Origin of the sequence: Pedobacter sp. FW305-3-2-15-E-R2A2 (assembly GCF_038446955.1) — a bacterium.
GTDB lineage: Bacteria > Bacteroidota > Bacteroidia > Sphingobacteriales > Sphingobacteriaceae > Pedobacter.
Genome location: NZ_CP151803.1, coordinates 2,371,238 through 2,394,026, shown reverse-complemented (window position 1 = coordinate 2,394,026; position 22,789 = coordinate 2,371,238). Strand labels below are relative to the sequence as shown.

Here is a 22,789-nt window from a genome sequence, read left to right as displayed (position 1 = left end):
TTTTGCGGTATAACAGCTAACAAAATTATTATGGAAAAATTAAGCGAAAAAACAAACGTAATCAACTGGTTCGAAATCCCGGTAACAGATACGGCCAGGGCAAAGAAATTCTACGAAACCATTCTTGATATCGAAATGAATACACAGCAGTTTGGCGAGGAGGAACTTACTTTTTTCCCCTCTACCCCCAACGTTATTCAGGCCACTTCAGGAAGGGTGACCGGAGTTCTGTTAAAAAACGAATTTTCCAAACCATCTCAGGACGGAACTGTTGTTTATATCAATGCCAGTCCGGATATTCAAAAGGTGCTCGACAAAATTGAGGCTTGCGGAGGAAAGGTATTGGTTCCAAGAACACAAATCCCCGCTGGCTTTATTGCTCAGTTTGTAGATACCGAGGGAAATAGGGTCGCCTTACACTCAGAATACTAAAAAACAACCTATGAAAGAAGTATATGGCAATACCATATATCCTTTGGAACAGGCTGCTGCAGGTTGGAACGACATTGCCTGCCGGCATTCAAAAACCGGCAGCAGCGCCGAAGGAGAAAAGTAAAAACGGGAAGACGGTACTTCAGGTGATTTAATGACTCAGGCCAGGTGTTGCTTTCTGTATTGTGATGGAGAAAGTTTTGTGACATCTTTAAACTGCTTGCTGAAATTCGGCCAGCTGTTATACCCACTGTCGTAACAAATATTCAACACAGGACGATTGGTTTCCCGCAGCAATTTACAGGCACGTCCGATCCTGATTTCTTTAATGAAATCAAAATAGCTCTTTTTGATGTTTCTTTTGAAGAAGCGGCAAAAGGAGGGGATAGACATTTTGGTCATTTCGGCCATTTCTTTCAGGGAAATGGGATCCAGATAATGCTTAAATGAATAGTCGATGATGGTCTCTATCATTGCATTTTCTGTTCCTCCGGCCAGGCTGTCAAATGCAGTGGTAATGGTTTTTTGTTCCGTGGAAGTACCGATCTTTTGCATTCCTTTTAAAAGCAGCTGAATCCGCTCCAGACCTGTCTCCTGTTCCATTTGTTTGATGATGACGGCAATTTCCTCCGCCAGTTGCCCTTGCAGCTGAATCCCGGTATCGTTGTTTTCCAATGGCCTGCAAATGTTCTTCAGCTCCGGCAGGGATAAAAAAACTTCCCCCATAAAGTCTTTCAGAAAATGGATCACAATCGCACTTCCTATCATTTTATGCTCCGATTTCCGAAACCAATGCGGCAGATCCGGACTCAAAAAAAAGACATCACCTTCTTTATATTCTCCAATATAATCTCCGATTAATGCAGTCCCGTTTCCTTCTGTGATCAGGATTAACTCACATTCCAGGTGCTTATGCCAGGCCGTTTCAAAATCAGGTGTTTTATACGTCCGGCAGGCGAAAGAATGGTGTTCTTCCACATGAATTTTCTGAATCAGTGTCTTCATATCCCATGGCTATTCAACTGCTATATTAACCATAAAATACTGTATTTTGCTACAACAAATGATCAGATAGCGTATTTTTTTCGATAAATAGCAGTTGAAGCACCTTCCGATTAAGCTGTACATTTAAAATAACCAAATAAAACCTAAATGAACAAGAGATGATAGAAGACAACACCTATGATGCAATTGTCGTCGGATCCGGCATCAGTGGCGGCTGGGCAGCAAAAGAACTTTGCGAAAAAGGCTTAAAAGTTTTAATGCTGGAACGCGGCGGTCCCTATGAACATATTAAAGACTATGCAACTGCTCAAAAGAACCCCTGGGAGTTTGAACACCGGGGAGGAACCACGGTTGAGCAAAAAAAGAAATACCCGGTCATACATCGTGGCTGGGCCGCCTCAGAAGCAGTAATGGATGCCTGGGCAAATGAAGAAGATTGCCCCTATACAGAAGTCAAACCCTTTACCTGGTGGCGCAGTTACCGCATGGGAGGCCGCTCCATCCTATGGGGAAGGCAATCTTACCGCTTGAGTCCAATGGATTTTGAAGCCAATGAAAAAGACGGAATTGCCGTTCCCTGGCCAATCGGCTATGCGGATCTCGCCCCCTGGTACGACCATGTAGAGAAATTTGCAGGAATCAGTGGTTCTAAAGAAAACCTCGCTCAATTGCCCGATGGTCATTTCCTCCCTCCTATGGAATTGAACTGTGTAGAAAAGGAGGTCGCGGAAAGGCTGAAAAAGCATTACAAAGATCAGCGCCACCTCATCATCGGAAGAACCGCCAACCTTACTGCCGCCATCCCCGGAAGAACGAAGTGCCAGTTTAGAAACCGTTGCTGGGAAGGTTGTCCCTTTGGTGGTTACTTCAGTACGCAATCCTCCACCCTGCCTGCCGCCATGAAAACAGGTAACCTGACAGTGAGGCCCTATTCATTAGTCACACAGGTTTTATATGATAAAGACAAAAAGAAAGCAAAAGGTGTAGAGGTTTTAGATACAGAAACCAATAAAACCCATGAATACCACAGTAAAATCGTCTTTTTATGCGCCTCTACCTTAAATACAGCCTGGATTCTATTTAACTCCGCCACCAGTGTATGGCCCGGCGGATTGGGGAGCAGCAGCGGCGAACTTGGACATAATGTAATGGACCACCATTATAACATTGGTGCTCAGGGAACAATTGAAGGCTACGAGGACCAGTATGTTTTCGGCAGAAGGGCGAATGGCTTTTACATCCCCAGGTTTGCCAATTTATCGGGTGATAAAAGAGATTACCTGCGTGGATTTGGTTATCAGGGAGGTGCGAGCAGACAAGGATGGAGCAGAGAAATAGCCGAGTTGAATATGGGTGGTAATTTTAAGGATGCTTTGACCGAACCCGGGCAATGGACAATTGGTGCAACAGCTTTTGGAGAGATCCTTCCCTATCATGAAAACAAGATTTCATTAGATAAAAATAAGAAAGATAAATGGGGTCTGCCTGTCCTGTCTATGGATGCGGAATTAAAGGAGAATGAGTTTAAGATGCGAAAAGACATGCAGGAAGAAATGAAGCAAATGTTTGAGGCCGTGGGGGTGAAAAACGTAAGTACCTGGGATGGCGGACATGACATGGGACATGGCATCCATGAAATGGGAACCGCAAGAATGGGAAGAGATCCAAAGACCTCTGTGTTAAACAAATGGAACCAGATCTGGGACTGTCTGAACGTATTTGTAACCGATGGCGCATGTATGACCTCTGCCGCCTGCCAAAACCCCTCCTTAACCTATATGGCCTTAACCGCCAGAGCTGCAGATTATGCGGTAACGGAATTAAAGAAAAACAACCTCTGACGATATGGAACGAAGAGAACTTTTAAAGATGATTGCTTTGCTTACCGGTAGCGTGATGATTGGTGGCAATGCGCTCCTTAGCGGCTGTAATCCGGAACCTAAAACAGGTCGGCAGCAGCTTTTCAGTAAAGAAGACATTGATTTTCTGAACGAAGTTTCAGAAACCATATTGCCGGAAACAAAAACCCCGGGTGCCAAGGCGGCAAACGTAGGGCAATTTATGACAGTCATGGTGACCGATTGTTATGAAACAAAAGACCAGAAAGCCTTTAGAGAGGGGATAAAAACGCTGAATGCAGCTTGTGAACAGATGCATCAAACCGGCTTTATGAAAGCCAGTGCAGAACAGCGGCTGTCCTTATTGGTTGCGTTGGATAAAGAAGCAAAAACCTATCAGTCAAAAAAGGGGGAACTGGAAGAAGCAGAACGAAAAAAGGATAAAGATTTTCCGGGTTTGTCAAATCATTATTTCCTGATGATGAAACAACTGACCATGCTGGGTTATTTCAGTTCGGAAGCCGGTTGTACACAGGCCTTACGCTATATGGCTGTGCCAGGTAAATATGAAGGGTCCGTTCCCTATAAAAAGGGAGATAAGGCCTGGGCCTGATCCAAAAAAAGGGTGCTCTTTTGAGCACCCTTTTTTCATTCTCTTTAGCCCTGTTTTTATATCGCCAAAAAGCTCATCAGCTCTTCTCTTTCTTCCGCTTCCATTTCCACAATTCCTTCTATCACCTGGAACAATTGCCCACGGTCTGCAGAATTCAACAGCACATGAATCAATCTGACAAATGCTTTCTTTTGATCGATACTTAAACCGCTGAATAATTTGGGTTGAATCTCATAGATCACCTTTAATGTTTCTACGAGGTCTTGTCTTTTCGTTTGTTCTTCCGCTTCAAATTTTGGCAGCACTCCTTCCAATTCGTATTTCTCGATCAGCTTATTGGAAAACTCTTTTAAAAAAGGTTTTCTTTTCGTTCTCAAAAGCTCATTGACCTTTTTAATCAGGTATTTATATTCTGAAGAAGATTTAGTGCGGCTGTAAAGCTTCACCTGTGCATCATGGTCGGAACTGCTAAAATCAAACTCATTAAAGAATTCGCTCTCAATGAAGACACTGTGGTAATACTCGTCGGCCTTTTTGTTCAGCGTAGTATAATCTTTATAGACTTCCTGTCCTTTATGATTGATGAAATAATTCTTAGATAATTCCTTATGTAAGGATTCCTTCCATTGTATAAACTTAACTTTAAACTGGGTATTGCTATCCGGATACCGGAATACCAATCCTTCTTCGTAATCAATGATATTATCCTGATAAGTTAAAGGTTGTCCGTTGATGACAATTGAAAATCCACGGTTTTTGTTCAGTTCCAGGAACCAGCAGAATTCGGCTTGTAAATAAGGGATAATGCTCAACTCCATCGTTTCTTTAAAAAGCTGGATATTTGAAAAGGAAACAGTAGTTCCGGTTGTAGTGGTCTTTACATCCTCATTTAATAAGGTAGACTCGTAATTGTTCAGTCCGCCGATAGCCACCTGGATACTTCCGTTTTTATAGACCCCCTGCTCTTCATAAGTGGTGTTCCATTCGGCATGGTGTGCAAAGGTGAAAAAGGTAAGCCTTCCTACCCCATTCTTTCCGTGCATGGTCGACTTATGGAGGTGGATCCGTTGTTCCATAGCTTTCTCCGACTCATAAAAGGGATTAAACTTATCCTTCAGATAAGCAAAGTTTATCCCGTATCCGTTGTCCGAAACTTTCAGGCTTTCCAATGTCCCCAGTTCATTATGGGTATAATCGATCCGGATGGTATCCGCCTTAGCGTCAAAACCATTCCAGATGTATTCTGCAAGCGCCTGCTTTTCATTATAAAGACGCAAGACCTTTTTTATACCGGTAGAAGTGATGTTTACATGATTTGCCATATTCAGAATCTTAAAATTAGGAAGCACAAAGTTAAAGTTATTTGGCTATCCTTTATCCACAATCGGCCTTGGAACAACCATTTCATAATGTTCTACCCTTGGGAAAGGATCGTAGTATTTATGCAGCAGCTTTTTCCATTCCTGGTATTCCGCAGATTGTCTGAATCCGATGGTATGATCTTCTAAAGTATCCCAGTTGACCAGCAGAAGATACCTGCTCCCTACCTCCAGACAGCGCTGCAGCTGATGCCCCTGATATCCTTTCATCTTAGTGATGATCAGCGATGCAGTAGCAAAATCACGCTCAAAGGAATTGGCTTCGGAAGGAATTACGTCCAGTACAGCAACTTCTAAAATCATTTTTTCTCTCTTATATAGGTGATGTAATTCAGGTCTGGAGCATCCGTCAAAAATGGCCTGATCAGGCTAACGATCTGTCCCTGATGGTATGCAGAATGGACGATCACGTGGGTTAACATATCAGAAATACCCGTTTCATAGCTGACTCCCTTAGTGGTATAATAATGAACTTTTCTATTCAGGTCTTCCTCCTCGATGCTGTGAAGAAAATCTCCGATCAATGCCCTGTTGTGATCCAGTTCCTGTTGCCAGTTTGCCATGTCAAATTTTGCCCAGACTTCTACGTCCTGCATTTCTCCGACCATCCGGCTCCCCCAGATGCGGCTGGCGGCGATCAAATGGTTAAAAAGGTCTTGCGCGCGTTGAGGAATCTCCGTTGCGCCTTGCATTGCAGCGAGTAGTCTGGCATTGGTCCAGTAGTCAAACTCCAGCAGATTGAAAAAATAATCCTTCATAAAATTGAATTTATGAAGGACAAGTTATTAAAAATCGTGAAAACTTAACAGTCTTATTTACAAGACCAATAAGCTATTTATTTCGTAAGCAAGATCCGGTGTATTGTCGATCTTATATAGCCTTCCTGACATCACCACTTCTTTCGACAACAGTGTTTTGAAGGTCTCTGAACCTGAGCGATGGTGTAGTTTGAGTACTTTACCATCATTTAAGCTCATTTCCATCTGACCGTTGACGTTCACTTTTGAAATGTGTCCTTTTATTTTCAATTCTGCTTCCTGCTTATTTTTCATAAAAGGAGCAATATTGCTCAAGTCGAGAATATCGACATTTTTCAACGGCGTTCCCAAAAGTAAGGTTCCTTTCAGTTCTGCTACTGGTTGAAGTCTGACTATTCCTACATTTCGTTGTAAGAACTGATTGGCCAGGATACCTGCCAGCAAAAGAAATACGATCACTTTCATGATACGGATACCTTTTGCGGTATATACAAAATATGTTTTTTCGGTGTTAACTTCTTTTAAAATCTCATTAACGCCTAATGATCTTTTCTTAATCAGATGTGCCATGACGGTTTGGTTATTTGTTTCTGGTACAAATCTGAGGTATTTTTTCTCCACCAATCTTGATCTATGGTAAAAAAATGAAAATGTTAAGAAACTATGACTATTCTTTTTTTATCATTTTATATACATATTGTCTTTCATCATTAATTACAAATTGTTGTTTTCTTTTTTTACCAGAGAACACAATATCGACAGGTTCGTTTTCTTTGATGAAAAATTTATTCTCCTGATAGGGTTTGATTTCGACCTGATGGTTTCTCATCTTCCCGATCAACACTCCGGAACCCGCATCCACCTTAATGGTATCATTCCTCAAGCTGTTCACATAATAGCCCTGATAACGTTCCAGATCGGCTTTGACAAGGGGAATCTGACTGTATTTAAATCTCTTCTGGCTGAGCATCCAGGTGTATAAACTATCTGTGTTATAGGCCGCAGTCCAGCTGTCATGACCGGCATCCGGATAAACCGTAAACTTTACGGATGGATTGTGAATGCGAAGTGCATCCACCATCTCCTGACTGGCCTTTAGCGGAACGGCATCATCTTTAGCACCATGGAACACCCAGGTCGGGGTATTTCGCATCAGCCAGACCTTCGAGCTGTCTCCACCTCCGCAAACGGGAATTACCGCAGCAAACAGTCCGGGATATTTTATGGCCATATCCCAGCTGCCGTAGCCCCCCATACTTAAACCCGTCAGGTACAGACGATCCTCATCAATACGGTATTTCTTCTGTAGAGATCGCATCAGGCGCATCAGATCCTTGCTTTCCCAGCCTTCATTTGCAGGTGCCTGGGGAGAAACCAAAATAAAAGGGAATTTCCTTCCCGCTTCCACCAATTTGGGGATTCCGTTTATTTTAACTTTTTCCAGGTCACTCCCACGTTCACCACTGCCGTGTAAAAACAATACCAAAGGAAATTTCTTAAGGGAATCCTGTTGGTAACCTTCCGGAAGGAAGAGTAAGTAGTTTTGTTCTATGATCAGTTTTTCCTGAGTTTGTTGTGCAAAAACGATGTTACTGCAGGAGCAAATCAAAAGAAAAAGGTTTAAGCAGGTTTTCTTCATCATATGGTTTAAGGTTAAAGTCTTACTAAGATAAGGGAATCGACGAAAATATTTTCGTCGATTGGTCGAATACTATTGGCCGTTGGTCGACTGCTATTTCCACGTGGTCTAATGCCGCAAAAACCGCTGAAACGTTTCTGCCCGGATGATGTCTTATCTACAAAACAACAACAAAATAATTAAAAACTTAAAAACTAAAAGATATGAAAACTGCCATCAAAACCCTAATCGCTTCTTCGCTAACAGCCATCGTTTTAACTTCTTCAGCATTCAGCACTTTCGCTAAAGAAAAAGCACCAATCCACAGTTCAGCTACGGTAAAGTTTAATAAAGTAGTGGTAACCGGAAACGCCAAAGTAGTATTGATACAAAGCAATGCAGAAACCATTACTTCGAACGACGAATTGAATAAAAACACAACCGTTAAACAAAAAGGATATACTTTGTACATCAACTCTACAGAGAAAAACCCTGCTACGATTTATGTACATGTAAAAGACCTGCAAAGGATTGATGCCTCAAATACTGCCAATGTAAAAACCCGTGGTGATTTCGACCTTCAGGTATTACAGATCTTCTTAAAAGATGAGGCTAAAGCAAATGTAAATGCAAAAGTAGGTAGTCTTTATACCGATATGAAAGGTCAGTCTGATTTAAAATTAAGCGGTTCATCAGCAGAACACCACCTGGTTAGAAACGAGGTTTCTAAATTAAACCTGAATGACTTTGTGATCGCTAAACTTTAAGACCAATTTACCGCCCAAAGCGTTTTTATACGCAACAAGAAACCGTTCTAAACCATGAACGGTTTTTTTGTGTTAAAGCAAATCGTTCGCCAGATTGGCCAGTTCACTCCGTTCTCCCTTATCCAGCGTAATGTGTGCATACAAAGGGTGGTTTTTAGCACTCTCGATCAGGTACGACAGGCCATTACTTTCAGCATCAAGATAAGGCGTATCAATCTGATAGATGTCGCCCGTAAAAATGATCTTGGTTTCCTCCCCTGCCCTGGAAATAATCGTTTTGATCTCATGCGGCGTTAAGTTCTGGGCCTCATCCACAATAAAAAATATTTTGGTAAGTGTGCGTCCCCGGATATAGGCCAGAGGGGCGATCACGATTTTTTCCGTACTTACAAACTCATCGATCTTTGCCTGAGCCTTTGGGTCATCGGTATATTGTTCCTTAATAAAGCGAAGGTTATCCCAGATGGGCGCCATATAAGGGTCTATTTTTGATTTCGCATCACCGGGAAGAAAGCCGATATCCTTATTACTCAGGGCCACAATTGGCCGTGTTACATAAATCTGCCGGTAATCCTTACGTTGTTCCAGTGCACTGGCAATGGCCAGTAATGTTTTTCCCGTTCCGGCCTTTCCCTGTATGGTGACCAGCTTTACTGCCGGATTCAACATCGCATGGATCGCCATGCTCTGCTCCTCGTTTCTGGGCGCAATGTTGAACACCTTTTGTGCTTTCACCGTCACCATCATTCCTGCTTTCACATCGTGATAAGCGGTAATGGGTTTCCGCTTACTTTTCAGGATATAAAAATGATTGCCTGTTTCCGGAGCCAGTTCCAACTGATCCGCACTTGCAGTTCCGGTAGCCTTCAATTCGTCCAGAAGCTCAATACTCACATTTGTCAGCGTCGTTTTTCCGGTATAAAGTTCATCGACATTTTTAATTTTGCCGGTTTCATAATCTTCGGCGTGTAAGTCCAGGGATTTGGCCTTTAACCGCAGGCAAATGTCCTTGGAAACCAATACGATTTTTTTCTCCGGAAACTCTTCCTTCAGGCTCAATGCTGCATTTAAAATGCGATGGTCAAATTTACCAGCCCCAAAGATGGCTTCGGCATCCAAAAGGGAAGGCCTATAATCCATCACCACTTTAAAATGGCCGCGCTTACTCCCTTTCAATGGAATCCATTTGTTCATGACCTGCTCTCCGGAAGCATTGTCCATCAGCCGGATAAAACTTCTTGCTTCTGCATTTCTCGTTTCATTCCCATTTTTCATGTTGTCCAGTTCTTCCAAAACCTGGATGGGAATCGCCACATCATGTTCCTGAAAATTATTGAAAGCATTGTGATCGTATAAGATAACCGAAGTGTCCAATACAAAGATCTTTTTTTTGACGGATGTACGCTGTAGGATAGATTTACTCATGACACCTAAAAATAGCGAAAATCATAAATAAATTTTGTTAATTAATGGAATAAGTTCAAGAGAAGAGCTTGGGAATTGTTTAAAACAATGCAGCAGCGGGAATAAAACCCGACCGCTTTCTGAACTGAAAACAGCCGGGCGGGGTATTTCTATTTTTTCTTTTTGTTTTTCAATCCGATCACCTTAAGGATCTTATGAAAGATTTCATTATTGGCATAAGTCCCGCGGAATTCCGCTGAACCAGGCCCATAGGCAAATACAGGAACCATAATATTGGTATGGTCGTTGGTGCTGAAATGACCACTGATCATCCCCTTTTCTGTTGAGGCATCCAATAAGGTCAGTCCTCCTGTTTCATGATCTGCAGTGATCAGCACCAAAGTTTCTCCATTCTGATCAGCAAAGCGTAAAGCAGCTTCAACCGTTTTATCAAAATCATGAAGTTCAGTTACCGCATAAGGCAGGTCGTTTGCATGACCTCCGTAATCGATCTGCGCGCCCTCAGCCATTACAAAAAAACCTTCTTTATTTGCAGAGAGCATTTTCAAACTATGGACTAAGGCTTCCTTTAACAATGCTCCCCGGCCATCTTTCACCGGACGGGTTGCTGTATCAGGAAGCAATACCAGTTGCCTGCCCTTGCTTTCTTTGTAAAAACCATCAGCACTCGTATTCAGCTTAAATCCCTGATCTGCCAGTTTGTTCATCAAAGCCGCATCTTTATTTTTAAAAAAGCTTTTTTGATTGGAACCTACCAAAATTTCCACTTTACTATTCAGCAAATCTGCAGCAATTTCTGAACTCATGGAGCGGTCCGGCTGATGCGCATAAAATACGGCAGGAGTAGCATCGGTAATGTCGCCAACACTGATGATGCCACTTTTGATGCCATAATTGGCCAGGGTATCTACCAGGTTCGTTCTTTTCTTTTGATCAGCACCTACCCCAATATATCTGTTATTGGTTTTCTCGCCAATGGCGATAGCTGAACCACCGGCAGCAGAATCCGTATTTCCTGCATCCGCCGCCGCGGTTTGTGAAAAGCCAATGTTGTGGATGTTACTCATATTGAGCTGTCCATGATTGGCAATATAACCAGCATGAATTTGTGCCAGGCCCATTCCGTCTCCAATCAGCAGGATCACATTTTTAACCGGTTTTTGCAATCCGTCAATCTTATACTCCGGAGTGTATACCGGATAAGCGACCGGATTCGTATAACTGAGTTTATCCTTGTGGAGGTAAAATTCCTTTAACTTTTCAGGCTGATCGGTATTGATCCAGTCTGCCCCCAATCTTTCCAGTACGATCCAGGTATTTGGACTGTCCTGGGTGGCCCAAAAGCGAAATGGCTTATCTTGTTGATGTGCCTTTTCGATTACCGCAGTCAGTTTAGCAAGGTCCGGAGCCGTTGGATTTCCTTTTCCATTCCAGGGAGTATAGTTCTTGATGTCATCGCTGATCATGGCCACCCGTTTCAACTGATCCTCCGTATAGGTGGTATAGGGACGACCATCAAAGGAAATATAATCCGGATAATTCTTAAAGTCAGCCGGTACAGGAACATCACCACTAATAACGATCCTGATCGCCTTTGGATTTTTGCTGCTGTTGAATACATCCTGATAACCTTCCAGGTCTTTGATCAACTGGGCAAGCACTTTTGCATAGTCTTTTTTAATGTCGACCACCAGTTGTAATCTGTGCGTAGAATCGGAATAAGGCCTGTTTCCATTTTGGCGGTAAAAGCCAGCCAAAGGCTCCAGGTACAGTTTTTTCAAGGTGATACCTGTCTTTATTTCTGAAGGATCATGCGCCACATACAAGGCTCCGTCTTTTAAAAAAACATCCGCTTCAATAGACCCCATCCCTGCATAATAGGCCGTCAACAGTGGAATATTCTGGTGATAGTCGTTATGACTATGACCAGAATTAACATTTAAAGGGCGTTGTGCCTTTGCTTCCCCTGCCCATAAAGCAGCAACAAACAACGCACAACGAACCATATTTTTCATTTCATTTCTCATTACCAGCCTGGGTTTTGAGTAATCACTCCTCCACTATTGTCAATTTCTCTTTGCGGAACCGCCCATACATCATGAATCTGTGGATCGAATGCTCTGGAAGCCCAGATTTCTTTTCCTTGAGAGTCATGTAATGGCAAAGCATAGGTTGCCTTTGCATCTCCCCATCTTACCAGATCGCGATGACGATCGGCCCACTCTCCGGCCAGTTCATTGCGACGTTCCCGTTTCAGGTCTGTCATGGTCATACCGCTTTTGGCAAGTAATCCTGCACGAAGCCTGATTTTATTTAATTCTGTATCACCTGCACCTGAACCATTTAATAAGATTGCAGCCTCTGCTTTGATGAGCAGGACTTCTGCAAAACGCATTAATGGCACATTCAGGTCAGTAGTCATATTATCACCACTCGGATTTACATGTGTAGGAATAGGATTTGCATAAGAGAAAGGCTCCATGTATTTCTTGAACTGGTAATCTGAGGTTGCTCCTCCATCTTTGGTAAAGCTCCGTTCCATTCCGAAAAACATGAACTTATCACCTGGCTTCAGGATGGTAGCTTCACGACGTTTATCCCCTGCTTCATAAGAATCATATAGTTCTTTAGTAGGCAGATAATAACCCCATCCATTGTACAAGCTCCAGCCTTTATTGGTGAGCATTACTCCTGGTAATTTACTTCCCCAGCCTGTGCCACCCGCACTAGGGCTACATACTACAGACCAGATGTATTCCTTCGACCAGTTATTCGACGCTTTAAATACATCTGCAAAACCCGTTAAAACCAAATCATGTTTACCGGAATTGATCACCATATCCGCATATTTTTTTGCATTGGCATAATCCTTTTTATAGAGATAAACTTTTGATAAATAAGCCCATGCCGCAGTTTTATGTGCCCTTCCGTAATCTTCAGCTTTCATATCTGTAAAGAAAGGCAGTTGTTCCGCTGCCTTTTCAAACAACTGAATGATGTAATCATAATTTTCATTTACATTTTTTGCTCTTGGGATTGCCTTTGCCGGATCCGTATCCAGGCCAACAATAGGAACACCGGCTTTTTCATTTCCATAATTTGCAGCCAGCTGGAAATAGACCAGTGCGGCATTAAAATAGGCATCACCGATGATTGCCTTTTTCAGTGACTCCTCCATTGCAATCGCCGGAACATTTTTAATGATGTCATTTGCACGTTTGATAATGGCGTAGCGCATAGACCACTGGCTTTCGGTATATCCACCTCCCAAATAAGTCTTATTAAAATTTTTAATGTTATCTGCTTCCGGTTTATTTCTTCCGGTCACCATATCATCACTGGCATTGATAAACCAGAACATCCCTCTACCATAAAAGTTCTCATCATTGTATTTCTCATACAGTCCGTTTCGACCTTTTAAAGCATCTTCCTGAGTTTTCCAGAAGTTCTGAGCCGAGGGAGCACCCTCGGGAATAATATCCAGTTGCTTTGAACACGATGTTAAAAAGGCAAGTGCAGCTACCGCTATATATTTTATATTTTGTTTCATTTTTGTTTCTTTTAAAAATTATAAATTCACGCTAAGACCTAACAGGAAGCTTCTGGCTTGTGGATATCTACCTACATCCAGACCATTGTTACTCATCCCGATTTCAGGATCAAAGCCAGAATAATTGGTGATCGTAAACAGGTTATTTGAAGTCGCATAAATGCGAACCGCCCCTGTTTTCATCTTATTGGTAAGAGATTTAGGAAGGCTATAACCCAACGTCAGATTTCTCAGACGCAGGTAAGATCCGTTTTCTATATAAAAATCTGAAGCGTTAAAGTTGCCGTTCGCATCTGAAGTAGAGATAATCGGAACTTTTCCACCTGGATTTTCCGGCGACCATGCATCCAGGATACCGGTTAGCTTATTATAGGAAGGACCACTCGCACTATATGTTGTTCTTTTAACTGCATTAAACAACTTGTTTCCATATACACCCTGTGCAAAAATGTTAAGATCAAAGTTTTTATAACTCGCATTGAAACTCAAGCCATAGGAGAAATCCGGGTAGGCACTTCCGGCAAAATGACGGTCTTTTGCATCGATTGAACCGCTGTTATCCAAATCGGCAAACTTAAAATCTCCCGGTTTGGCCTTAGGCTGAATTTTCTGCCCCTTACTATCCACATACTGGTCTACTTCAGCCTGACTTTGAAATATCCCTTGCGTTTTCAGTACATAATAACTGTAGAGCGGCTGTCCTATTGCATTTACTAAAGGAGTCAGCTCATTTCTAAAGTTCGTAGACAACGGCATTATATCCTTACCAGTTGCCAGTTTCATCACCTTATTGTTTACCTTGGTTACCGTAAGTCCTACTGAATAATTAAATTCACGCTCTTTACTGCTGTTATAATTTATTCCCAGCTCAAATCCCCGGTCTCTGACCAAACCGGCATTAATGGTTTGTGTCTCTAAACCTGCAGTTCCAGGCAGTTGATTTTTAAAGATCATCTTGTCTGTATTTTTAACAAAATAATCTGCAGTAACCGTCAGTGCATTTTTCAGGATTCCAAGATCCAGCCCAATATTGGTTTGTTTTGATTCCGCCCATTTCAAGTCCGGATTCTCCAAAATAGCGGAAACATAGCCAGTCCCTAAAGCAGGGTTTTGTCCAAAATAGGAAGTGGTACGGTCTAATAAAGGACTTACATCCGTTGGCGATAAACTACCCAGATTACCCAATAAACCATAACTTCCCCTTAGTTTAAGTTCATTTAACCAGGTACTTTCCGACAAAAAGTTCTCTTTTGTCAGCACCCATCCAGCCGAAACAGAGTAATAATTACGGAATCTGTTCTCTTTTTTAGGGATCAAAGAAGAACCGTCACGACGTCCGATCAATGATAGCAGATACTTATCTGCATAATTATAATTGGCTCTTAAGAACAATGAAGACAATGCAGTAGCTTCAAATTTGGTGATGGCTGGCTCAAACGTTGAAGCGTTCACCAGGTATCTTTTTGAAGGCGCCTCATCATCAAAGCCGTTCCCTTTTACGTAATAGTCATTATATTTTGTTTTCTGAAAGGAGAAGCCTCCTGTAAAGTCCAGGTGATGCTGATTCAGATCGGTCTTATAGTTCAGAATTTGTTCTGCAAGGATATCGCTCTTTCTGGTTTGTCCAACCTCCAGGGAATTGCTCAATATCGGTTTTCCTACTTCCGGTCGCTTAGGGGTAAAAATCGTAGAATTCAGGAAATCCTTGGTCAGGTTAAAATTAGATTTAAACGATAAGCCTTTCGCCAGGTCAACCATGATATACGGATTGATCATGAAAACATTCTGCGGCCTTTTGACATCTATTCTCATTAAATCCGCCACAGGATTTACAATATCCCCGTAATCACCTGCGAATTCTCCGCCTGGTAATCCGGCGAAAGAACCGTCCGGATTGTATGGCGTTCCATTTGTAGGATAATAGACCGCAGACAACAATGCCCCGGTATAATCACTAATCGTATTTGCGCCTTGTCCGTTTGTACTGCTAAAGGAAAAATTTTCTCCTATTTTCAACCAGGAATTGATTTTATAATCAGAATTGATTCTAAAATTATATCTTTCGGCAGAGGTATTCAAGACAATCCCCTCCGCTTTACGGTAATTGAAACTCAGGTAGGCATTGGATTTCTCAGTTCCGCCGGAAAGACCAAGGTTATAATCCTGAGTCACCCCTGTTCTGAAAACTTCATCCAACCAATTGGTACGGGTTACTCTTCCATCCGGATATTTTGAAGCATCAAAGGCTGGTAACAAGTCACTCTTTCCGTTTTTCGCGGCTGTTTCTGCAACAAAAGCTCTTTGTTCCGCATTTAAAGGTTCCAACTTTCTCCAGGCAGCCTGTGTTCCGATCTTACCATCAAACGTAATCTGCATGGCTCCGTTTTTCCCTTTTTTAGTGGTGATCAGCACTACCCCACCTGAAGCTCTCGCCCCGTATATCGCTGCAGATCCATCCTTTAATACGGAAATGGATTCGATATCATTTGGGTTAAGAATAGGTGTACCTGAAAAAACAGTCCCATCCACTACATAAAGGACATTCTCTCCATTAATTCCTCCGGAACCACGGATATTGATGCGTGGTGATGAGGTAGGGTCTCCACCTTCATTGGTGACAATTACACCCGGAGCTTTTCCGGCCAGAACCTCGCCAACACTGTTTAAAGATCTTGAAGAAACTTTATCCAAAGACACGACACTCACTGCACCTGAAAGGGTTGCTTTTTTCTGTGTGCCATAACCTACGACAACAATTTCAGATAAAAGGGCTTTATCTTCCAGCAATACGACATTGATTTCCTGGTTGTCCAGAACTTTAACCTGCCTGGTCTTAAAACCAACCATAGAGAAAGACAACACTGCATTTTCAGGAACCGGGATGCTATATGTTCCGTCTCCGGCAGTCGTTGTTGCTTTTCCGCCGATCACATTGACAGATACCCCCGGCATTGCCATTCCTGCCGAGTCTGTCACCTTTCCTTTAAGGATCCGATCAGGCTTTGGTGGAGCAACAGGGATATTTCTAAGGATCACATGACCGCCTTTTTCCTGATAGTCGAAGCCCAGAATTTTGAGTAATAAAGAGACCTTTTCGTTTTTAAAAGACTGTGCAGCCAGATTTTGATTTCCGCGAATGGATTCCGGATTGTACACAAAATGAAGTCCTGTACCGGCTTCAATTTCTTTGAGAATAGAACTGGTGGTACGGTTCGCAGCAATTTTAATGCTGACCCTGCTTTTTTCCAATGTCTGTGCCATCGTCAGGGAAGCAAAGAGCGTTCCGCAGAAGGTGCATAGAATGGAAAAAGTTAACACTGAATATTTCATGGCTTTATAAAGAGCTGGTAACCTCTTGTATGAGGATTTTTTCATATTTTTATTTGTTTTTATACGCTGTAAGGGTGTGTTAAAATAAGGTTGGCTGTGTAATTGTCGTTAGGCAGCCGAATCAAATTTTCCGGTACTGATCTGATCAGTACCGGTTTATTGGTCATTCTTATCTTTTCATTTTCTATATACATTAAAGGTTTTATGATCTTCAGATGCCCTGAACCGGAGATGATGGAGACTACAAATGATGTCCAGAATCTCTTCAGGGCTTTGTTTGGTGTTAAAAGTGGCGTTACATTTAAGCTTTTTAACAGAAGCGCCATTTACAGAAATGTGAATGCTGTACGCATATTCCAATTGGCGGGCTACCTCTTGCAGCTCGGTATGCTCAAACCTGAGGTTTACATACGTTTTTACAGGAGTATAACTGATCTCTGCACGTTGATCAATTTTATCGTAGGCAATTTGTTGTCCCTTGATCAGCGTTCCAAATACCTGGTTGGAATTTCCTACAGCCACTTTTCCGGTCATGACCGCAACAGAAATATGACGGCTTTTATGGTAAGATTTAATCCGGAAAGAAGTTCCGAGTACTTTCGTATACAGGTCTTCCCTGGTTTTCACCATAAATGGCCGGCCTTCCTCGTGGGCGATGTTAAAGAAAGCCTCGCCTTCAGAAAGGGATACCGTTCGATCTCTGGATTTAAATTTTGCGGGGTACAGTAAACGGGAAGAAGGTCCAAGGATAATTTCAGAGCCCTCCGAAAAAACAATTTTCTTCTTTTCCCCTGCCCTGGTTGTCAACGACAGCAGTTGTTGTTCGTCAACCACCTGTTTCTTACTGAACAACCAGCCAGCAAGACCTGCAGCAGAAATCAACAACACTGCGGCTGCCACTTTGCGCATCTGATACCAGGCAGAAAAGCGAAATGTTTTGATTTCCTCTTTTTCCATCTCCTGGCGGAGTTTCCGTAATACATTTTCTGCAATTGCTTGTTTTCTCTCCTTTTCTAAAGGAGGAAGCCCGTCCTGGGTGGACGTATACCAGCTTTCTACCTGCGCTATTTCTGCAGGGCTAGCTTCCTTATCGATATATTTTCTCAGCAGCTCTCGTGCCTGTTCTTCCTTTGTCATCTAACTACATGTCAAAGCAAAAGAAGAATGGTACTAGCCTAAAGTGTTAAAATTAGGTTAAGTTTATGTGAATAAGATACAAATGATTAAAACCAGCAAATAAGAGAGTCTTTTCCGCATCACTTTAAGCGCTGCACTAAGCTGATTTTTAACCGTTTGGGCAGACAAACCCAACTCATCAGAAATTTCTCCGATACTTTTTTCCTGCTTTCTGCTCATGGAAAAAATCAGTCTCATTTTTTCAGGCAGGTCCAGCATTGCTTCATCTACCTCCTGATGGAGGTCTTTGAGTATCAACCTGTTTTCCGCGGAATGTTCCAAATCATCCCGGAGGAGGAGCGACAGGTCTTCTTTATGTTTTTCTTTAATTGCCGAGGAACGGAAGTAATTGATCACACGATATTTCACCGCTCCTTCGAGGTAAGCACGCAAGGTACCTGTGAGCTGAACTTTTTCCCTGTTCTCCCATAAAGAGATGAAAATCTCCTGGGTAATGTCCTGGGCAACCTCTTCATCACGTAACCTTTTATAGGCACTGTCCAGCACTTCTTCCCAATAGAGACTGTAAATGTCTTCCATTGCCTTATGGTCCCCCTTCTTTAGAAAAGAGATCAGTTGGCTACCGGAAATCATTTGATTTGTTTCGATGGGATTTTTTTGACAAAGCTACTTCTACCATATTCCCTTAATGTTAAGAAATCCTTTATTTAAAAAATTAAAATGGTACAGCACGTAAAAAGACATACTCAGGGCCGTCCACCTCATCCATCACTTCGTCAATCTTATCGAAGCCAAAGCTGCTGATCAGTTTTAAAGAGGCTTCATTATCAGGAGATACAGAAGCGATAAAATGGTGAATATTAAAATTTGTCTCTGCCCAGACCATGACTGCCCCAGCTGCTTCTCTGGCATACCCTTGTCTTTGGTATCGACTAAAAACCTCGTACCCAAACTCTACCGCATCAGGAACATACTGTTGCAGGTATTCAGGATTTGGAAGGCTATGAAAGCGAATCATCCCAACAACAATATCTTCCGCTTTGGATACCATTGCTCTTGCAGACCAGGGCAAATAAGCGCTGTCGGCTTCCAGTTGTTTCCGGCCATATTCAAGTCCACTCATGTCCTCCAGCATTTCGGCAGGGATTTCAGTTCCAAATAGCCGTACTGCTTGCTCCAGCTGATGAGACAGACAAGCCGCCATAACCTCTTCCGGGATTAAACGCAGCACTAAGCGCGGGGTGATGATATCAGCTAAAGGATCGAACATAAATAAATCAGATAAATCGTAAAGTAAAAAGGCATGGTCATTAAAAAAAAGGCAAAAAGAAAACGGAGTCCCTCTTCTAGCGATTTGGTTCTCCGTTTCCACCTTTTCATTGCCGTAGCACCGAAAAAGCATCAAACTTTCCATATTTTAACCTTCATTGGTCCTCTTAGTATATTTCAACTTTGATCCCTCCGAACTTCTCCTTTTCACATCGTTCCGTAGAATAATGGATAGGTTTTAATGTCTGTCCCGAATTTAGTGAATATACCCTTACTTAACAGTTCTGGCATTTTAAGTATCATTTCCTCTGTCTCCTTTGAATCTGATCTTTTACTAATTCCTTGAAATCTCCAGAACTTCTGCCCTGAGGCTTTTGTTCTTTTTGGAGTCTTTCTTTCAGACGGTCAAATTACTTCCGTTTTGATAGTACTAATTTACAAACTATAACTATCTAATGCAAAGATAAATGCATTTTATTTTTAACATGTTACTAACAGGTTTTCAACAGCTTTTACACAGGGTTATCCACATCGATGAAGGTGATTGCCCAATCAGCAGTATTCTACCATTTTGACTCTATGTCTGCAATCTTCGCCAGGCGTTTAAGGTGGCGTTCTTCGTTGGAAAACTCCGCTTTTAAGAAGGCAAAGACAATGTCTTTGGCCAGTTCTATGCCTATCACCCGCTCCCCGATACATAAAATATTTACGTCATCGTGCTCCACTGACTGATGTGCAGAATACGTATCATGACAAACGCCTGCCCGGATTCCTTTAAATTTATTTGCGGCAATACTTACCCCTACGGAACTTCCACAAATCAGGATACCCCGCTCTCCCTGTTTATTAATCAGGGCCTGCGCCACATCAGCAGCATGATCCGGATAATCGCTCGGCGTTTCCGTCTGAGTGCCAAGGTCAAGAACTTCGTAGCCCTGCTCTTTTAAAGCGGCAACAATAATGGTTTTATAGCGGAAGCCCGCATGATCTGAACCTACAATAACTTTCATGATGATTTCTATTTTTCGCCTTTATCAAGCAGTGTTTAAATATTGTTCCTAAGGTACAAAATTAGCAACCCGCAGTCTAGGGATTACAAATTTCATTCCTTTTTACAGTTAACCTGTAGCGTTTCTTTCTGGTCTTCCGTTTTACCCTCAGTAACATTCAAAAATCTAAGCCCCCATCAATATGAAAATTTTTACACAAAACAACCTTCACAGATTAGCCGCGGTGTCTTTATTTGGCATAGGTACATTATTATCATCCTGCTCTACAAAAGAAACACCGGTTCCGGAATCCGCTTCTTTAATGGTTGTAAATACCTCTCCCAGTCCGGCCACTTTCAACGCCTACATTAACGGAGGTAAAATAACTTCCTCAGGTGCTTTAGCTTTCGGCGGCGCCGTTCCCTATCTGAGGCTCAATACCGGAGAAAATACCATCAAATTTACAACCGCGAGCAGTACGGAAAGCCTGCTTACTAAAAATATCACTTTAGAGAATAAAAAGATCTATTCCGTTTTCCTTATTGATAAAGAGGCAAAGCTGGATTTTCTGGTTGCCAATGATGATGTCGCTGTTGCACCAACGACTAAAGCTTTGATTCGCTTCATTAATCTTTCTCCTGATGCACCCGCACTGGACCTGGCGGTAAAAGATGGTGCTGCGCTGATTACAGACAAAGCTTATAAAGCCAGCAGCAGTTTCATAGAGATAGAACCTAAGAAATATATTTTTCAGATCAAAAACAAGACCGCAACTCCTCTGCAGGCAGAATTAGCGGAGACAGAGATCAAGGCAGGTGGGATTTATACCTTATTAAGCATCGGCCTTTTAAACCCTACCGGGTTGGATCCTAAAATTACCGCAAAGCTGATCACCAATAAATAAAAAACACACCAAAAAAAACGGGCTTCCATTTTCATGGAGGCCCGTTTTAGGTTTATTTGTGTGTGTTAATCTCTTCCTTTTCCACGTCCTTTATCGTGACCATTGTGGCCCTCTTTCCACTTTCCTTTATCTTTTCCTTTGTTGTCTTTACCGTAATATTTCTTTGCCTGTCCAGGAGGCATTCCATGAGGATGGCCCTTTACCACATAATATCTGGAATCATTGCTGTATCTGATCATCTTTTGCGTACGGACTTTTTTATACTTCGCATACCTTACCCGATCCGAGTTAAAGTTATCGTAAGAATTGACCACCACTTTATAACCATTATACAAGTTATAACTGCGATACCTCGAAGGCAATGACCTCGAAAAGATCCACCTTCCATTATCCATGTAAACAAATTGCTGTTTAGGCACAGAATAATAGCTTTCAATATCAGGCAGATAATAATAATCTACGTGATCGTAGCCTACCGGTCCCCATAAAGGCTGCGAGCCAATATTTACGTTAACACTGATTTGTGCTGTTGCAGGCTGCGAAATCATTCCGATTATCCCCAGCAGGCCTATTACGATTAATTTTTTCATGGTTGATGTTTTTTATACTTAGATGTTTTTTATACTTAAATATACCCAATAATTTGCAGTTAATCTCTTCCCCTGCCATGGCCTCTGCCATGATCTCTGTCGCCACCTCTGCCATGGTCTCTGTCTCTTCCACGACCTCTATCGTCATCTCTGTCTCTTCCTCTACCATGACCTCTATCGTCGTCCCTATCGCGTCCTCTCCAATTTCCATTTCCCCTATCATCTCTGTCTCTTCCATAGTGTCCTCCATGTGGATGTCCTTTAACTACATAATACCTGGAATCACGGCTATATCTGATCACCTGCTGGCTTCTTACATTTCTATATCTTGCATAACTAATGCGGTCGCGGTCGAAATTGCGGTAAGGATCTCTGGAATTTACTACGACTTTATACCCGTTATAAAGGTCATATCCTCTATATCTTGAAGGCAGTGAAGAAGAATAGATCCACCTGCTGTTGTCCATATAAATGAACTGACGTCTGGGTACGTTATAATAGCATTCGATATCAGGCAAATAATAATTGTCTACATAATCGTATCCTACCGGTCCCCATAAAGGCTGCGAGCCAATATTTAAGCTGATGCTAACTTGTGCTGCGGCACGGTATGGCATCCATCCTATTACACCGAGCAGTCCTAATACTATTAACTTTTTCATAACCCTGTTATTTAATGTTTCATTTGTGTGTTGTTGAATCAAATCTCCATACCGAAGATGAAATCAACATGAAATTTTGGAATTATTTAATTTATTTTTCTTTTTCATCTTAATTTCATGTTCAACCCTCATCTTCGTATCATTCAATTAGAGTGGCGCAGATAATAAAACACACAAATGTTTTAAGTGAGGGAGTGTTAGTTTGCCTCGGAAGAGGCAAACTTTCCATATATTTACATGATGAGCAACAATAATTTCTTCCGTTCATTTATCGCAGCCATACTTTTCATCTGGCTTCCCCTTGGCACATTTGCCAGAGACACGACCACTACATCCCTGATTTCCAGCAGCAATTTACATCAGGACAGAAGGGGTAAAAAACAGGAACGTGGCAAAGAAAATAAGAAACCTGATGTGAAAGAAGTACCTCAATCCAGAAGACAGGAGAAACCAGGAGAAGTAAAACCTGAGAAAAGAGAAAGACCATCCAAAGAAAATAAACGAAGAAACGACTAAGCCGGCG

The 22,789-nt window shown here is 42.1% G+C and carries 22 protein-coding genes; 6 read left to right on the top strand and 16 right to left on the bottom strand.

Annotated features, from left to right (window positions below):
- The first annotated feature begins 30 nt into the window (after positions 1-30).
- Positions 31-432, top strand: a complete 402-nt coding sequence (locus tag AAFF35_RS09960) for a VOC family protein (protein ID WP_342332300.1) — start codon at positions 31-33, stop codon at positions 430-432.
- Between the two features lie 159 nt (positions 433-591).
- Here the strand turns inward: AAFF35_RS09960 and AAFF35_RS09955 are convergent, their stop codons facing one another.
- Positions 592-1,437: an AraC family transcriptional regulator gene (locus tag AAFF35_RS09955; RefSeq protein WP_342332299.1), complete on the bottom strand. Its 846-nt coding sequence runs from the start codon at positions 1,435-1,437 to the stop codon at positions 592-594.
- Between the two features lie 161 nt (positions 1,438-1,598).
- Here AAFF35_RS09955 and AAFF35_RS09950 point away from each other — a divergent pair, with 161 nt between their 5' ends.
- Positions 1,599-3,278, top strand: coding sequence for a GMC family oxidoreductase (locus AAFF35_RS09950; protein ID WP_342333359.1), 1,680 nt, complete (start codon positions 1,599-1,601; stop codon positions 3,276-3,278).
- Between the two features lie 4 nt (positions 3,279-3,282).
- Positions 3,283-3,888, top strand: a complete 606-nt coding sequence (locus tag AAFF35_RS09945; protein WP_342332298.1) for a gluconate 2-dehydrogenase subunit 3 family protein — start codon at positions 3,283-3,285, stop codon at positions 3,886-3,888.
- Positions 3,889-3,944: 56 nt separating this feature from the next.
- On the opposite strand, the gene AAFF35_RS09940 is transcribed toward AAFF35_RS09945, so the two are convergent.
- From AAFF35_RS09940 to AAFF35_RS09920, 5 genes are all read right to left on the bottom strand, one after another.
- A complete protein-coding gene (locus tag AAFF35_RS09940) occupies positions 3,945-5,210 on the bottom strand; it encodes an ATP-binding protein (protein ID WP_342332297.1) in 1,266 nt (421 codons plus the stop codon).
- A 45-nt stretch (positions 5,211-5,255) separates the two neighbouring features.
- Positions 5,256-5,570 carry an antibiotic biosynthesis monooxygenase gene (locus tag AAFF35_RS09935; protein ID WP_342332296.1) on the bottom strand — a complete coding sequence of 105 codons (315 nt, stop codon included), beginning with the start codon at positions 5,568-5,570 and terminating at the stop codon, positions 5,256-5,258.
- Entirely contained in the window at positions 5,567-6,025 is a 459-nt protein-coding gene (locus AAFF35_RS09930; protein ID WP_342332295.1) for a DinB family protein, read from the bottom strand. The genes AAFF35_RS09935 and AAFF35_RS09930 overlap by 4 nt, the downstream gene beginning before the upstream one ends.
- 57 nt (positions 6,026-6,082) lie before the next feature.
- Positions 6,083-6,595, bottom strand: coding sequence for a hypothetical protein (locus AAFF35_RS09925; RefSeq protein WP_342332294.1), 513 nt, complete (start codon positions 6,593-6,595; stop codon positions 6,083-6,085).
- Between the two features lie 97 nt (positions 6,596-6,692).
- Entirely contained in the window at positions 6,693-7,667 is a 975-nt protein-coding gene (locus AAFF35_RS09920) for a prolyl oligopeptidase family serine peptidase (RefSeq protein WP_342332293.1), read from the bottom strand.
- Positions 7,668-7,867: 200 nt separating this feature from the next.
- Between AAFF35_RS09920 and AAFF35_RS09915 the strand changes: the two genes are divergently transcribed.
- Entirely contained in the window at positions 7,868-8,410 is a 543-nt protein-coding gene (locus tag AAFF35_RS09915; RefSeq protein WP_342332292.1) for a DUF2807 domain-containing protein, read from the top strand.
- A gap of 72 nt (positions 8,411-8,482) precedes the next feature.
- On the opposite strand, the gene AAFF35_RS09910 is transcribed toward AAFF35_RS09915, so the two are convergent.
- The 8 genes from AAFF35_RS09910 to rpiB form a co-directional block, all read right to left on the bottom strand.
- Positions 8,483-9,835 carry a PhoH family protein gene (locus AAFF35_RS09910; RefSeq protein WP_342332291.1) on the bottom strand — a complete coding sequence of 451 codons (1,353 nt, stop codon included), beginning with the start codon at positions 9,833-9,835 and terminating at the stop codon, positions 8,483-8,485.
- Positions 9,836-9,984: 149 nt separating this feature from the next.
- Positions 9,985-11,862, bottom strand: a complete 1,878-nt coding sequence (locus tag AAFF35_RS09905) for an alkaline phosphatase (RefSeq protein ID WP_342332290.1) — start codon at positions 11,860-11,862, stop codon at positions 9,985-9,987.
- Positions 11,862-13,385, bottom strand: coding sequence for a RagB/SusD family nutrient uptake outer membrane protein (locus AAFF35_RS09900; RefSeq protein ID WP_342332289.1), 1,524 nt, complete (start codon positions 13,383-13,385; stop codon positions 11,862-11,864). The genes AAFF35_RS09905 and AAFF35_RS09900 overlap by 1 nt, the downstream gene beginning before the upstream one ends.
- An 18-nt stretch (positions 13,386-13,403) precedes the next feature.
- The gene (locus tag AAFF35_RS09895) at positions 13,404-16,760 is read right to left on the bottom strand and encodes a TonB-dependent receptor (RefSeq protein ID WP_342332288.1); all 3,357 of its coding nucleotides are present in this window, start codon (positions 16,758-16,760) and stop codon (positions 13,404-13,406) included.
- Positions 16,761-16,892: 132 nt separating this feature from the next.
- Positions 16,893-17,852 carry a FecR family protein gene (locus tag AAFF35_RS09890; protein ID WP_342332287.1) on the bottom strand — a complete coding sequence of 320 codons (960 nt, stop codon included), beginning with the start codon at positions 17,850-17,852 and terminating at the stop codon, positions 16,893-16,895.
- Positions 17,853-17,915: 63 nt separating this feature from the next.
- Complete coding sequence (locus AAFF35_RS09885) at positions 17,916-18,485, bottom strand: RNA polymerase sigma-70 factor (protein ID WP_342332286.1); 570 nt, start codon at positions 18,483-18,485, stop codon at positions 17,916-17,918.
- Between the two features lie 82 nt (positions 18,486-18,567).
- Positions 18,568-19,122, bottom strand: a complete 555-nt coding sequence (locus AAFF35_RS09880) for a GNAT family N-acetyltransferase (protein WP_342332285.1) — start codon at positions 19,120-19,122, stop codon at positions 18,568-18,570.
- 562 nt (positions 19,123-19,684) lie between these two features.
- The gene (rpiB, locus tag AAFF35_RS09875) at positions 19,685-20,131 is read right to left on the bottom strand and encodes a ribose 5-phosphate isomerase B (RefSeq protein ID WP_342332284.1); all 447 of its coding nucleotides are present in this window, start codon (positions 20,129-20,131) and stop codon (positions 19,685-19,687) included.
- A gap of 181 nt (positions 20,132-20,312) precedes the next feature.
- Here rpiB and AAFF35_RS09870 point away from each other — a divergent pair, with 181 nt between their 5' ends.
- Entirely contained in the window at positions 20,313-21,014 is a 702-nt protein-coding gene (locus AAFF35_RS09870) for a DUF4397 domain-containing protein (protein WP_342332283.1), read from the top strand.
- Between the two features lie 65 nt (positions 21,015-21,079).
- On the opposite strand, the gene AAFF35_RS09865 is transcribed toward AAFF35_RS09870, so the two are convergent.
- Entirely contained in the window at positions 21,080-21,604 is a 525-nt protein-coding gene (locus tag AAFF35_RS09865; RefSeq protein ID WP_342332282.1) for a hypothetical protein, read from the bottom strand.
- 59 nt (positions 21,605-21,663) lie between these two features.
- A complete protein-coding gene (locus tag AAFF35_RS09860) occupies positions 21,664-22,266 on the bottom strand; it encodes a hypothetical protein (RefSeq protein ID WP_342332281.1) in 603 nt (200 codons plus the stop codon).
- A 237-nt stretch (positions 22,267-22,503) separates the two neighbouring features.
- Between AAFF35_RS09860 and AAFF35_RS09855 the strand changes: the two genes are divergently transcribed.
- Positions 22,504-22,782: a hypothetical protein gene (locus tag AAFF35_RS09855; protein WP_342332280.1), complete on the top strand. Its 279-nt coding sequence runs from the start codon at positions 22,504-22,506 to the stop codon at positions 22,780-22,782.
- Positions 22,783-22,789: the final 7 nt, after the last annotated feature.